Source organism: Psychrosphaera sp. 1_MG-2023 (assembly GCF_030548245.1).
Classification (GTDB): Bacteria; Pseudomonadota; Gammaproteobacteria; order Enterobacterales; family Alteromonadaceae; genus Psychrosphaera; species Psychrosphaera algicola.
In genome coordinates this window covers 1-13,435 of the sequence record NZ_JAUORW010000004.1, presented here as the reverse complement: position 1 = coordinate 13,435, position 13,435 = coordinate 1, and the positions used below count along the sequence as shown (strand labels likewise).

12 protein-coding genes are annotated in these 13,435 nt (G+C 41.4%); 7 read left to right on the top strand and 5 right to left on the bottom strand.

All coding sequences use genetic code 11. The features are described from left to right. Positions 1-45: 45 nt before the first annotated feature. A complete protein-coding gene (locus tag Q4575_RS04320; protein ID WP_303521421.1) occupies positions 46-594 on the bottom strand; it encodes a DUF1415 domain-containing protein in 549 nt (182 codons plus the stop codon). A gap of 1 nt (position 595) precedes the next feature. Then, positions 596-1,276, bottom strand: coding sequence for a DNA mismatch repair endonuclease MutH (gene mutH / locus Q4575_RS04315; RefSeq protein WP_215964369.1), 681 nt, complete (start codon positions 1,274-1,276; stop codon positions 596-598). A 149-nt stretch (positions 1,277-1,425) separates the two neighbouring features. On the opposite strand from mutH, the gene rppH reads away from it, so the two are divergent. The 5 genes from rppH to Q4575_RS04290 are packed head-to-tail and all read left to right on the top strand — an operon-like array spanning position 1,426 to position 6,814. Then, positions 1,426-2,016, top strand: coding sequence for an RNA pyrophosphohydrolase (gene rppH, locus Q4575_RS04310; RefSeq protein ID WP_215964370.1), 591 nt, complete (start codon positions 1,426-1,428; stop codon positions 2,014-2,016). An 11-nt stretch (positions 2,017-2,027) separates the two neighbouring features. Then, positions 2,028-4,310, top strand: a complete 2,283-nt coding sequence (gene ptsP / locus Q4575_RS04305; RefSeq protein ID WP_215964371.1) for a phosphoenolpyruvate--protein phosphotransferase — start codon at positions 2,028-2,030, stop codon at positions 4,308-4,310. A gap of 11 nt (positions 4,311-4,321) precedes the next feature. Continuing rightward, positions 4,322-5,122, top strand: coding sequence for a sulfite exporter TauE/SafE family protein (locus Q4575_RS04300; RefSeq protein ID WP_303521419.1), 801 nt, complete (start codon positions 4,322-4,324; stop codon positions 5,120-5,122). Positions 5,123-5,134: 12 nt separating this feature from the next. After that, positions 5,135-5,947: a prolipoprotein diacylglyceryl transferase gene (gene lgt, locus Q4575_RS04295; protein WP_215964373.1), complete on the top strand. Its 813-nt coding sequence runs from the start codon at positions 5,135-5,137 to the stop codon at positions 5,945-5,947. 15 nt (positions 5,948-5,962) lie between these two features. Beyond that, positions 5,963-6,814 (top strand): thymidylate synthase, encoded by an 852-nt coding sequence (locus Q4575_RS04290; protein ID WP_215964374.1) that lies wholly within the window; start codon positions 5,963-5,965, stop codon positions 6,812-6,814. Positions 6,815-6,938: 124 nt separating this feature from the next. On the opposite strand, the gene Q4575_RS04285 is transcribed toward Q4575_RS04290, so the two are convergent. Beyond that, complete coding sequence (locus tag Q4575_RS04285) at positions 6,939-8,306, bottom strand: serine hydrolase (RefSeq protein WP_303521416.1); 1,368 nt, start codon at positions 8,304-8,306, stop codon at positions 6,939-6,941. Between the two features lie 291 nt (positions 8,307-8,597). Here Q4575_RS04285 and Q4575_RS04280 point away from each other — a divergent pair, with 291 nt between their 5' ends. Together Q4575_RS04280 and Q4575_RS04275 are read left to right on the top strand one after the other, a co-directional pair. Next, positions 8,598-9,995: a M28 family metallopeptidase gene (locus tag Q4575_RS04280; protein ID WP_303521414.1), complete on the top strand. Its 1,398-nt coding sequence runs from the start codon at positions 8,598-8,600 to the stop codon at positions 9,993-9,995. Between the two features lie 85 nt (positions 9,996-10,080). After that, a complete protein-coding gene (locus Q4575_RS04275; protein ID WP_303521412.1) occupies positions 10,081-11,709 on the top strand; it encodes a DUF342 domain-containing protein in 1,629 nt (542 codons plus the stop codon). 89 nt (positions 11,710-11,798) lie between these two features. Here the strand turns inward: Q4575_RS04275 and Q4575_RS04270 are convergent, their stop codons facing one another. Together Q4575_RS04270 and Q4575_RS04265 are read right to left on the bottom strand one after the other, a co-directional pair. Beyond that, the gene (locus tag Q4575_RS04270) at positions 11,799-12,329 is read right to left on the bottom strand and encodes a peroxiredoxin (RefSeq protein ID WP_215964378.1); all 531 of its coding nucleotides are present in this window, start codon (positions 12,327-12,329) and stop codon (positions 11,799-11,801) included. A gap of 37 nt (positions 12,330-12,366) precedes the next feature. Beyond that, entirely contained in the window at positions 12,367-13,179 is an 813-nt protein-coding gene (locus Q4575_RS04265; RefSeq protein ID WP_303521410.1) for a putative RNA methyltransferase, read from the bottom strand. Positions 13,180-13,435: the final 256 nt, after the last annotated feature.

The following is a 13,435-nucleotide window of genomic DNA, read 5'->3' as shown; positions in this document are numbered from 1 at the left end:
AGAGTGTCCGCGGACACTCTTTTTTTACCTGACAAAAAATGATGGTCAGGTTTTATCCTGAAATAGGTTTTGAAATTGCGGTTCTGTAAGTCGGTTCAAAGTATCAATATTGTTTTCAGGGATCTGTTCTGGGTTGGGGTATTTTTCCACGAGCCGAGTTAACGTCGCTTCTCGTAAAATATGGATGATAGGAAAGGGCGCGCGATTCGTGTAATTCTCTCTGCTATCTTCCTCAACCCCATCAAAAACGTAATCTGGATGGAAACTCGCGAGTTGCAATACCCCTTCAAGGTGCATAGATACTAACAACTGCTGAGCTTTGTCGAGAAAGTCCAGGTAGTCATAAAAATCATATAAATGATCTGGGACAACAAATAAGGTTGTATCCGTTAGGTTAGGGTCGGTGTCGGTTAAAAATCTCAATTCTTGCTGGAACTGATTTAATACTGCTTTGTCTTTTCGGGCGCCACATACCGTCACTTTAATTTGGTTATTTGTTCGTGGTTTTTTAGCAAAAGGACAAAGGTTTAGGTCGATTACGATGGAATCAAGCCATTGCCAAACCTGTTTTTCTACACTTAACTCTAGTGGCATATCAAATCTCTAAATCAAATTGTTGGCGCAATAACGACTTGGTAAAACTGGTTCGAATATAAAACCCTTTTGGCGGCGCATACGTTGGGTTGCCTTCTCGGTCGACCCCCGCACTGCGAACAGAACTGTCAGCTGCTTTTGGCCTTAGTTGCAAAGCTTCACCTAGTTTTGCCGTAATTTCATCATGTTTACCCAGTACAATGAGGTCCGTTAGCTCACCCCAATCGGTTTTTAATATTTGTTCTTGTTCTGGTGTCATTTGCCACAAAAATGGCATGGCAATTTGACGATCTTTTAATGGAATTGAGCGCTCGGCGATTATTGGCACCCACAATACATGGGCCAGTTTTTTGTAAACTAACGAGGTACGCCATTGTTCCCCTAGCGCTGGTGACAGCGGTGCAACGCAAACGTAAGTGGTTTCTAGCGGGGCGCCTGTTCGAGAAATTGGAATGGTTTTAAGTTCAATCCCTAAATGCTGGAAATCCGGTTCCGGTAAATTCCCCGCGGTTGCGCCTAAATAAGCTTCCACCAACTGACCAACCCAGCCTTTTTCGGTTTGCAGGTTTTCCGGCATTTTTACTTGCAGCTCTTCAGCAATATCCGCAATGGTAAGTCCCGCAATGAGATCCATTCTGTGCATTAATTGTTCAAGTGTTTTAGGAGCTTGTATCGTTATCATTAAATGCCGTCATTTCATAAATGGGTAATTGTTGTTCATTAATATTATCTGAATTATCACTTAATTAAGCCAGTATTAATTAAGGTTTGCGATACTTTCCGCTTTATGGAAGAATCAGGTCATATAGAAAAATTAAAGCAGGTGAAACTGTGATTGATGCCGAAGGGTTTCGTCCCAATGTTGGCATCGTGATTTGCAACCACAAAGGTCAGGTTTTCTGGGCTAGGCGGTTTGGTCAGCATTCTTGGCAATATCCGCAAGGTGGCATAGATGAAGGCGAAACTGCAGAACAGACAATGTTTCGTGAGTTGGAAGAAGAAGTAGGGTTAAAACCAGAAGACGTTGAAATTTTGGCGGTGACCAAAAACTGGTTACGTTATAGACTGCCTAAAAGGTTGATTAGACGTGATAGTGCTCCAGTCTGTATTGGACAAAAGCAGAAATGGTTTTTACTGCGCCTTCGTTGCAAAGAATCCGATGTAGATTTATTAAAGACCTCTCATCCAGAGTTTGATGATTGGCGTTGGGTAAGTTATTGGTATCCAATAAGGAATGTTGTTTCATTTAAACGTGACGTTTATCGCCGCGTAATGAAGGAATTTGCGCCCGTCGTGATGCCAAGTGGCAGGCCTAATACAAATCGAGGTGACTCGTTTGGTAATATGCCGTCGAGTAATCGGCAGAAACGCAGGGGCCACAAGAAACAATTTAATAGGAATAAACAGCAAAATCAGCGCTGAAAAAAGACTTTATGTTAGGTGACCTCAGACGAATTGCCCACTCCTTTGCGCAAGAGCCCTCATTAGATGTGGCTCTAGCGTCGCTTGTTGCCGACATTAAAACGTGCCTCGGTACTGAGTGTTGTTCTATCTATTTGGCTGAAGCCGACCAAAGCCTTTTACGACTTAAAGCAACAGATGGCCTTAATCCTTTAGCGATTGATAAAACCACCATGCGTTTTGACGAAGGACTAACCGGTTGGGTTGCTCAACGTGAAGTGCCAATTAAAGTGCATAATGCGCAGCGTCATCCACGATTCAAAAACTATCCGGATGTGCAGGAAGAGATATTTTCAGCATTTTTAGGTGTGCCTATTATTCACCGACGTGTTGTACTCGGTGTAATTACGATTCAGCAATCCAAAGTCCGGTTTTTTGACCAAGACGAAGAAGCTTTTCTTGTTACGCTCTCAGCGCAGCTAGCTTCGTATATTGCCAATGTAAGTGCACGTTTAAAATCTGAATTAACGTCCTTAGAAATGGATACCTCTGGTCTTGTACTGACTGGGGTTTCGGGGGCGACAGGAGTAGGGATTGGACATTCATTTTTAGTTCAAACTAACATCAACCTTGCCGATGTATCACTTAAAAAATCAGAAGATTTCGAAGGCGAAAAAAGCCGATTTTACGAAGCGGTAGAAGCCACTCGTGCCGACATTATTGATATGTCTGAACGCATGTCTGCGCATTTACCAGCCGACGCGTTAGCGATTTTTGACATCTATTTACAGATGTTAGACGCCGCCAGTCTTGGCAACGAAGTTGTTGGTAAGATCAAAGATGGTTGGTGCGCAATATCCGCATTAAAAATAGTGATTGAGCGATACATATCTGAATTTGAGAAAATGGAAGATGCGTATATTCGCGAACGCGCTGTTGACGTCAAAGATCTCGGTCGCAGATTACTTGAATATCTAACGACGGAATCAAGCAAGTCACTTCCTGTGCCTGATTCAGCGATACTGATCGCTGAAGAAGTCACCGCGTCGATGTTGGCGGAAGTGCCAAGAGAAAAAATTAAAGGCATAGTGTCAATCAAAGGTGCGGAAAACTCGCACGCCGCGATTATGGCTCGTGCACTAGGCATTCCTGCGGTAATGGGCTTGCGTGACATACCTTTATTGCAATTAGACGGCGTAGATATCATTGTTGACGGTTATAACGGGCAAATCGTTATTTCTCCAAACGATGCAATCACCGCTGAATATCGAGATTTAGAATCAGAAGATCTCGAATTTACTAAGTTATTAAAGTTAGAAGCTGATGAAGTTGCTCGTACAGCCGACGGCCACCGTGTTTCGTTATTTATTAACTCGGGAATGGGATTTGACGGTGAATACGCCGAGCAGGAACACATAGAAGGTATTGGACTCTATCGTACCGAATACCCATTTATGATGCGCCAACGTTTTCCGTCAGAGCAAGAACAACAATTACTTTATCAACATGTGTTAGGTGAGTTTTCAGGCAAACCGGTTGTTATGCGAACACTCGATGTTGGCGGTGACAAGCAGTTGCCATATTTTCCAATAGTTGAAGACAATCCGTTTTTGGGGTGGCGTGGTATTCGATTGACACTCGATCACCCTGAAATATTTTTAGTGCAAATTAGAGCCATGATCAAGGCGAATGTTTTTACCAATAATTTGCATATTATGTTGCCAATGATTTCTGATATTGGCGAAGTAGAAGAATCAAACCGATTAATTAACCAAGCGTACAATGAAGTTTCTGAAGAGTTGCGTGAAGCCGATCATGCAGCGCAGGTGCCTAGACCTAAAGTTGGCGTGATGATTGAAGTTCCTTCAATCTTGTACCAGTTAAAGCAACTAAAAGGATTAGTGGACTTTTGTTCAATAGGAACCAACGACTTAACTCAATATCTATTGGCCGTTGACCGCAATAACGACAAAGTTGCGCATTTATATGATGCGTATCATCCAACGGTATTGAATGCGATTAAGACCATTGCCGATGTCACAAACGAAATAGGTATTCCGTGTAGTGTCTGTGGCGAACTCGCAGGTGATCCTGGTGGTGCCATGTTATTAACGGGAATGGGTTTTACTCAATTAAGTATGAATACACAAAACTTACTTAAAGTTAAATGGGTTCTTAAAAAATCAAACTCTGAAGAGTTGAAAGATTTGGTTGAGGACGCGTTAGATTGTACACGTCCAGACCAAGTGAAATTTCGAGTGAACCGTTATATTTTGAACATCGGTGCAGCTGGCATATTACGAGCTGGTGGGTAATAGGGCAGTCGTTGGAAGTTTTAATTTATTTACCTTTTATGGGAATGCTGGCTGGATTTTTGGCTGGCCTGCTCGGTATTGGCGGTGGCATCGTTCTTGTTCCTGTGCTTATTTATTTGTTGCCTATCTTACCTATGGTCAACGAAGACAATGTTGCAATTTTAGCGATAGCAACGTCACTTGCGACCGTAATTGTTACCGCATTTTCTTCTAGTAAAAGTCACTTCAAAAAAGGCAATGTCGACATTCGATTTGCGTTACCCGTTGTAGTTGCCGCTGCGTTAACCTCAATTATTGCCTCCCATGTCGCAGCGCTATTAGCCAGTAAGACGTTAACTTTAATATTTGCCATCATGTTAATGATTTTATCTGTGCAAACGTTTCGCAGTGGAAAAAAATTGAACTTGGAAGGTGTTGTACCATCAAAGCTACAACTTATTTTCGGTGGCAGTTTGACTGGATTTTTGGCGTCGTTAGCAGGATTAGGTGGGGGCGCAATTTTAGTGCCTTATCTCACCTATATTGGTGTTGGCATTCGCAAGAGTATCGGCACCGCAGCATTATGCAGCATGGTGGTGGCCTTGTTTGGTTCGTCTGGCTACTTAATAGCAGGTTGGCATTGGACTGAGTCAGACCAGTTTATTGGCTTTATTCATTGGCCAAGTGCGTTATGTATTACATTGTTTTCGTATTTCGCTGCACCTTTTGGTGTTAAAGTTGGGCAAAGCTTAGATCAAGTCCAGCTGAAAAAAGTGTTTGCAGTTTTTATGGTGATCGTTTCGGTCAAGTTATTAGTTGAACAATTTATTTAAAGAGAAGTTATTTTGACAGACCCTATTATTTTCCCTCAAATTGACCCTATCATCGTATCATTAGGGCCGTTGGCTATCCGCTGGTATGGATTGATGTATTTAATTGGCCTTGGCTTTGCTTACTTTTTAGCCATTCGAGAAGTGCGCCGTGGCCGCGCACCATTTACCGAACAACAGGTCAGCGATTTATTATTCTACGGATTTATGGGCGCTGTGCTCGGTGGCCGTTTGGGCTACGTTATGTTTTATCAATTTGAACGATTTTTAGAAGACCCAACTTATCTCTTTATGATGCACCAAGGTGGAATGTCATTCCACGGGGGATTATTAGGTGTAATTGCCGTTTTATTAATTTTTGCCAAACGCACTAAAGTTACGTTATTCCAAGTGGGTGATTTTGTCGCACCTTTGGTTCCTTTTGGGTTAGGTGCTGGTCGATTAGGTAACTTCTTAAATGGCGAACTTTGGGGCCGCACCACAGATGTTCCATGGGGCATCGTATTTCCTGGCGCTGGGCCAGACCCAAGACACCCAAGTCAACTCTATGAGTTTTTCTTAGAAGGGTTTGTATTGTTTGCCATTGTTTATTGGTACAGCCGTAAGCCCCGTGCTGTTGGTTCAGTCGGTGGTTTATTCTTAATTGGATACGGTAGCTTCCGCTTTATTGTCGAATATTTCCGTCAACCTGACGATCATTTAGGGCTACTTACGTTAGGTATGTCCATGGGCCAATGGTTGTCGTTACCTATGGTGTTGGCCGGCGTGGTTGTGATGGCAATTGCATTTAAACAAGCGGCAAATAAAGCGTCTCAAGCAACCGCATAAATTAGTGGAGAAATAATGAAACAGTATCTTGAACTCTGCCAACGTATCGTTGATGAAGGCGTGTGGATTGAAAATGAACGCACTGGAAAACGTTGTTTGACGGTGATTAATGCCGAACTAAATTATGATGTTGCAGCTAATCAATTTCCTCTGATCACAACTCGAAAAAGTTATTGGAAAGCTGCGATTGCAGAATTGTTGGGCTATTTGAAAGGATTTGATAACGCAGCTGATTTTAGGTCTATTGGCTGTAATACTTGGAATGCGAATGCGAATGACAACGAAGCATGGTTAAACAATCCTCACCGTAAGGGTGAAGATGACATGGGCCGCGTATATGGTGTACAAGGTCGCGGCTGGGCAAAACCAGACGGCGGGACAGTAGACCAATTGCGCAAGCTTGTGGATGATCTGAGCAAAGGCATAGATGACAGAGGAGAGATCCTGTCGTTTTATAATCCAGGAGAATTCCATATGGGTTGTTTACGTCCGTGTATGCATACTCATACGTTTTCTCTATTGGGTGATACCTTATATTTAACCAGTTACCAACGTTCGTGTGACGTCCCGCTGGGACTAAACTTTAATCAAATACAAGTTTACGTTTTACTGGCATTGGTAGCGCAAATCACCGGTAATAAGGCGGGTCAGGCGTATCATAAAATCGTCAATGCGCATATTTATGAAGACCAATTGGAGCTTATGCGTGATGTGCAACTTAAACGCGAGCCGTTCGCTTCACCTAAATTGATCATCAATCCTAAGATCAAAACTCTAGAAGATATTGAAACTTGGGTAACATTAGATGACTTTACGGTTGAAGGTTACGAGTGTCATGAAGGCATTGCCTACCCATTTTCGGTTTAATCCTTAAACCTCAGACAACTTACTATTTGAAATTTAAAAACGGGAACCTTGTGTTCCCGTTTTTGTGTTTCGAAATTGGCTGATTGAATATTAGTTAATGCGCCGTTAAACGAGGTAGGCTGAATTAATTTGCCATCGTCTGTATTTTATCTAGTAGTTTACGATAATTATCAACCATAGGATATTCGCCACTAGTCCAACCGAGTCTCACGAATATGACGTTTTCTGATGGAATGATCATCACCGATTGTTTTCTATTTCCTAACATTGCATACGCGTCTTCGGGTAATTCGGGCCAGCGTAGCGTTGCATCGCCACGATTAAGCCAAAATTGATAACCATAAGCTTTTTCATTTTCACTGCTGTTGGGCTGAGTGGCTTTGGTGACCCATTTCGACGAAAGAACTTGGTTGTTATTAATTCGACCATTTTGCAGCATGATCAGACCAAACCTAGCCCAGTCCCGGGCAGATGCGTACAAATAGGAGCTACCTACTAATACACCAGACGAATCAGTTTCAAATACTGCAGTTTGAATTCCAGCAGGGGCCAATATTTTTTGCGACAGGAATAACTGATCTGATGTAGGACTGTTTCCTAAAGTTTGGTGGATTAACCGCATTAATAAGTTTGTGGTGCCAGAGGAATAATAAAAGTGTTGTCCAATATTTTCTTGAACCTTGCTTTGCATAGCAACATCAGACGCACTTTGTGCAGTAAATAACATGTGCGTCGCGTCGCTTCCGGGCGCATAGGTTTCGTCAAAACCTAAGCCACTGGTCATCGTTAACAATTGGTTTAATTGGATATTGGCTCTGTCATCATCTTGCCATTGAGTAAAAAGTCCGTTTTGATTTAGCTGTATTAAGTACATTTTATTCATTGCGCCAACAAGCATTGCAGTGACACTTTTAGCCATTGACCAGCCGAGTAGTGGAGTAGAGCTTGTCACTCCTTGGCCATAACTTTCGGCAATCAGTTTACCGTCTTTAATAACAACGAGCGCTCTAGTATTAAGACCACTCGAATTGTCTTGCTGTAAAATAGTCTGCGCCAATAGTTGGATTTTACTGGAGACATCTGGTGTGTTTACACCGGCAGGCCAAGGCGCATCTTGATTACTGTGCGCTGAACGAATTTTGACGGGGGGCAACGGTGTATCGTTATCGACTCGCAAAGTACACCCTGCACCTTCACGATATTCAGCGGTTACTTTTGACAGACCAAATAAACTCGCCGTGACTTTTTTAGGAGCATCTGCGTAGTTTAGCTCAACAAGTTCTGTCACTGGCGAATAGGTGCTTAGATCAGAAACGATTTGTTTTGGCTCAAATAAGGAGACATAGCGCGCTGAACAAGCGAGTTTAGCACTTAAGCTTGTGGCAACTTCAATGGCATGACCAAGATGAAATATTGAAAAACCAAGGAGCCAAGGCGGTAATACCAAAGCGACAAATAATACAGAACTCGCCGCTAATATGCGTTTTTTCATTTGGGTTATCACTTTAATAAAATTTAGATTAATGTCAGTCGAGTTCAGCATAAGGTGTTTGCGGAGGGTTTTCTAGTGACGGTTTTATGAATACCAATGCAATTGTTTTGACCGCGATGAGCCGATAGTATGGGGGATAATTCGACGCTCTATTCGTCGCAATTAAACTGATGTTCAACGATGTTTACGCGTTATTCGCCTATTTAGGGAAAAGGCTTATTTTTTAAAGTTGATTTAAGCGTATAGTGTTCACTCATCAATATTCGCTGTATTTGAATTTTAGGACACAAAATGGTCTCAAAGATATCTTTTGTATTTGGTGCAATAGCATCTGTAATGTTAAGTCATAGCACAGTTGCCTCTGACATATCTCAAACAAATCAAGCTGGGTTTAATGCAAACCAGATATTGGCCCAAATTCCCGGGCAAATTTCAGCGAGTCGAATTGAATCCGATATCAAAAAACTTGTCAGTTTTGGGACAAGGCATACGCTATCAGAAACAAAATCGAAAACTCGCGGTATCGGCGCGGCTCGTCGTTGGATTAAATCTGAGTTTGATAAGATTTCGGCGGAATGTGGCGGTTGTTTAACTGTGTATTACCAGTCAGAAGTTATATCCGGCGAAAAGCGCATCCCAAATGCGACAGAAGTTGTTAGTGTCATCGCGATTCAAAAAGGGACGAGCGATCCTAATCGTTATGTCGTTATGTCCGGTGATATTGACTCACGTATCTCTGATGTGATGAATTTCACCGATGACTCACCAGGTGCAAATGACAATGCATCGGGCGTTGCAGGTACTATTGAAGCAGCCAGAGTATTATCTAAGTATCAGTTCCATGGCAGCATAATTTATGCTGCACTGTCTGGTGAAGAGCAGGGGTTATTTGGCGGAAAAATCATGGCTAAAAAAGCCGTTGAAGATGGTTGGCATATTGAGGCTGTGCTCAACAATGACATGATAGGTAACATTCAAGGTGTAAATGGCGTCATTAATAATACGACAGCACGTATTTTCTCCGAAGGTACGCGTGCAACAGAAACAGACAGTGAAGCAAGGAGTCGTCGATTTTCGGGTGGCGAAGTTGATTCTGCTAGCCGAAATTTGGCCCGTTATATCGATAGAATTGCTGATATATACATTCCTAATTTAGATACGATGATGATTTATCGTCTTGACCGTTTTGGTCGCGGTGGACATCACAGACCATTTAATCAAGTCGGTTTTCCTGCTGTTCGAATCATGGAAACCAACGAAAATTACCAAAGACAACATCAAGATATCCGTGTTGAAAATGGCATTTCATATGGTGATACTATCGATGGAGTGGATTTCGATTATGCAGCAAAATTAACGGGATTAAATGCAGTTTCTCTTGCATCAATGGCGAGTGCCCCAACACCCCCTAACAAGGTTACGATTAAAGGCGCTGTAGAACCAGATACTACATTTTCCTGGGAAAGGGTCAATGCTGATACCAACCCACAATTGATTGGATACAAAATATATTGGCGACTAACAGATTCATCACAATGGCAATTTAGTCGTTTTGTTGGAAATGTGAATAATTATGTATTAAAAAATGTTGTTATTGATAATTATTTCTTTGGAGTGGCAAGTGTTGCCGCAGATGGCACGGAGAGTCCAGTAGTGTTTCCTGGTGCAACTGGAAATTTTGGTATGTAAATTAGAGTGTTACATTAGAAATTTTCAGTTTTATTCAGGCCTAGTTTTTGCTAGCTTAATGTAGTTCCATTTTTAGGGTGTAGTTTTGCAACATATCGATTTTATAGCAAAAAATGATGATCTACTGGTTTCGGTAACGTTAACTGGCGGAGAGAGAAAGGTTACAGCCGACGATGTAGCTAATGCGCTTCGACAATCATCTTATGGCAAATTACCAATTGATGACACTGTCGTTGAAGACTTTGTGGTGCAATGTGAATTTGAGTTAAGCCAGCTCGAGGAAAACGAAACCTCACTTCCAATTACAGTCCCTTTAGCTAAAGTTGCAAATGCCGAAATTCAAATAACGGTATCACGTGATGAAATGTCTGCGGAAGCCGAAGTAATCAATGCGATTGGTGGGAAGTCGATTAACTTTGAAATGGTGAAACAAGCCTGTGTTGATGCAGGGATTCGATTTGGTTTAAAAACATCTTTAGTCGAACGATTACTAAAAATGTGTCGTGAAGCCGAGCCTGGAGAGGTAGTTATTTCTGAAGTTGCTGTTGGTAAACCCGCGGTTGACGGCAGAAATGCTCGCTTTAAGCCACTTGTAACTATTTTCTCTGAAACCGTTCGACGTCCAAAAGAGAATGCAAAAGGAAGTGTAGATTTACGAGATCTAGGAGAAATTAATACGGTAGGTAAAGGCCAAGCAATTTTACGAAAAATACCTTTTACCGAAGGTACAGTTGGACGTAACGTCCTTGGTGAAGAACTGCTCCCTGTACCGGGAAAAGATCAAGAACTTGTGGTTAGTCCTTCCACTGCAATCTCGTCAAAAGAAGCCAGTATTCTTGTGGCAAGAAAGACCGGAATGGTTAGGTTTAACGGACGTGTAATGGAAGTAGATGACGTTATTTCTTATCAACAGCTTGATCCTAAACAGGGGAATGTAAAATTTAAAGGCAGTGTCGTAATAAAAGGCGACGTTGCACCTGATATGAAGATCATTGCTACAGGTGATGTTATCGTTGGTGGATTTGTCGAGTGTTCAACAATTAAATGCGGTGGTGATCTAACTATAATGTCTGGCGCGTCGGGACGACAAGTTGAAGATGAATATAATTGCAAATTAAGTTCAGGTGCGAATATTCATTTGGCTTTTGCGAACCAATGTGAAATTACCGCTAAAGGTTTAGTGACGATTAGTCGCCAGGTTTCACACTGCCATGTTAACGCCGAAGCGATGTTTGTCGGTCAGGGAGATATTGCTAATGGGCAGATTTCTGGTGGACGTTATAATCTTTGTAAGCATTTAACAGCGGGTGTTATAGGGACTGAATCTAATGTACATTGCGATATAAGTCTAAATCGCACTTATGACATTTTCCTCGAAAAAGAAGCGCAGATATCGCTGTGGTTAGATACGATAAAAGAGCGATTTGATGCTTTAGAAAATAAACATGACAGTGTTATGGATCCAGCAGTCAAAGCTGAGTGTCAGAAAAAAATGATTGTTTTAGGAAAAAAATTAGATAAATACAATGGTCAACGAAAAGCCCTTATAAAGAAACGACGTGAGTATATGTCGAGTGTCAAAGTCGAGAGTTGCCAAAAATTATATCCTAAAGTGACTGTTTATGTCGCGGATAAAGTTTTATTAACGGATAGTACAAAAGGGCCGTCGCGGGTACAAATGGACGAATATGAGTTGGTCATCAATCCGCTGTAATATGACGAATGTGATGCATTGGCATTATTTTTAATGAGGCTTAAATTATAGGGGATGACGTACGACATCCCCATACATTGCCAACTTTTTTAAGCTGATTTTTCAAAGTTAAGCATTTTCATATACTTAGCCATGTCTTCTGCAGAAGAGCTTGGTCTTACATTCTTGTCTATCATGACAATTTTACCAGCCTTGTCGATATAAAATGTATGTCGTTTAGCATAGCCCATAAAGCTCACACCATAAGCATCAGCTACGTCACCTTTAGGGTCACTCAGCAGTGGAAAGTCGGCACTCGACTCTTTTGCAAACTTCATATTCGCGTCAACTTCATCTGTGCTTGCCATAAAATACTTAACATTAAACTCTTTAAGTAGATGTCCGTTGTCAGCTAAAGATTTGCACTCAATTGTACAGCCTGATGTAAAAGCTTTAGGGAACCAGGCGATAATGACATTTTGTTTGCCTTTAAATTCCGATAAGGTGTAAGTCTTACCGTCACTGCCGACTAATTTAAAATCAGGGGCTAGGGCACCAACCTTGATATCGTCCGCCATAGACGACAATGAAAATGTTAAAAGCAATATAATTCCAAGTACATTTTGTAATTTAGTTTTCATAAAAATTCCTATTTTGGGTTAGACCGATATATACGTTTTATTGATAGGTATCGATCAAAAATTCAAACTCAATATTAAGTTCTTCATTTTGTTTTAACTGTTGCAACTTATCAGGTTGAATTTTCCAACCAAATGGTGTCATTAATAACAAGTGTTCGATGTCTCGTTTGTTGACTGTGCGTGTTTCGGTTACTGTAATTTGGTCTATAAGGATAAAATCGCCTAGCGGTTCTGGCTCGTCATGAAGCTGTGGGGTTTCATAAACAAACTGTTTGAGTTGCCATAAATGTCGCGGGCCGGGAGTTACTCTAATTATCTTTCCATCTTCTGCCAATATACGGCGACACTCGGTTGCGACCAATGGTGCAAATACATTAACAATCGCATTTGTGGTTTTGTCCCCAAAAGGAAGGTGTGAGATGGTTGCCACACTATAGTGAACCTTGTTATTGCGCTTTGCAGCATATTTCACAGCCGATTTTGAAATATCAACACCGTAGACGGCCTCGGCAGATAATGCGGTTTCTATTTCATTTGTATAATAACCTTCACCACAACCAAGATCGATAATGGTCGACGGTGAAAACTGTGTGAGTAGCGTAATAATTTTGTCTCTTAAAAATTGGTAATGACCCGATGTAAGAAATTCTCTGCGTGCAAGTACCATGTTTTTATCATCACCTGGATTAAGCGATTTTTTAAGCTGCACAGGCAGTAAATTAACATAACCTTCTTTTGCAAAGTCAAAATTATGAGCATTGTCGCACGTAAGGCTGTTTTCAGATTTTTGTAATGGTGTTAAACAAATAGGGCAAATATAGTTTGGAGCTGTTCTTGGCACTATGGTCATATGGATCATTTATCGGGTTAAAACGTTTGTCTGATTATAAACGAAAGGGGTAGTTAAGCGTGAAATTATTTCTGGTTGCTTTTTCTGACTAATAAATCAGCACTTGAACCACAAATTGTCAAAAAGTTGAAAAAGTTTCTTTACGTATTTGCTTCTAACAGTATAATTGGCCCGACTTCGATGCAGGGGCGTAGTTCCAATTGGTAGAACAGCGGTCTCCAAAACCGATGGTTGGGAGTTCGAGTCTCTCCGCCCC

Bases quoted from the DNA above. Each gene is read 5' to 3' on its own strand.
- Q4575_RS04320 (WP_303521421.1), bottom strand. From the start codon at position 594: ATGCCACTAGAGTTAAGTGTAGAAAAACAGGTTTGGCAATGGCTTGAT.
- mutH (WP_215964369.1), bottom strand. From the start codon at position 1,276: ATGATAACGATACAAGCTCCTAAAACACTTGAACAATTAATGCACAGA.
- ptsP (WP_215964371.1), top strand. From the start codon at position 2,028: ATGTTAGGTGACCTCAGACGAATTGCCCACTCCTTTGCGCAAGAGCCC.
- Q4575_RS04290 (WP_215964374.1), top strand. From the start codon at position 5,963: ATGAAACAGTATCTTGAACTCTGCCAACGTATCGTTGATGAAGGCGTG.
- Q4575_RS04285 (WP_303521416.1), bottom strand. From the start codon at position 8,306: ATGAAAAAACGCATATTAGCGGCGAGTTCTGTATTATTTGTCGCTTTG.
- Q4575_RS04280 (WP_303521414.1), top strand. From the start codon at position 8,598: ATGGTCTCAAAGATATCTTTTGTATTTGGTGCAATAGCATCTGTAATG.
- Q4575_RS04270 (WP_215964378.1), bottom strand. From the start codon at position 12,329: ATGAAAACTAAATTACAAAATGTACTTGGAATTATATTGCTTTTAACA.
- Q4575_RS04265 (WP_303521410.1), bottom strand. From the start codon at position 13,179: ATGACCATAGTGCCAAGAACAGCTCCAAACTATATTTGCCCTATTTGT.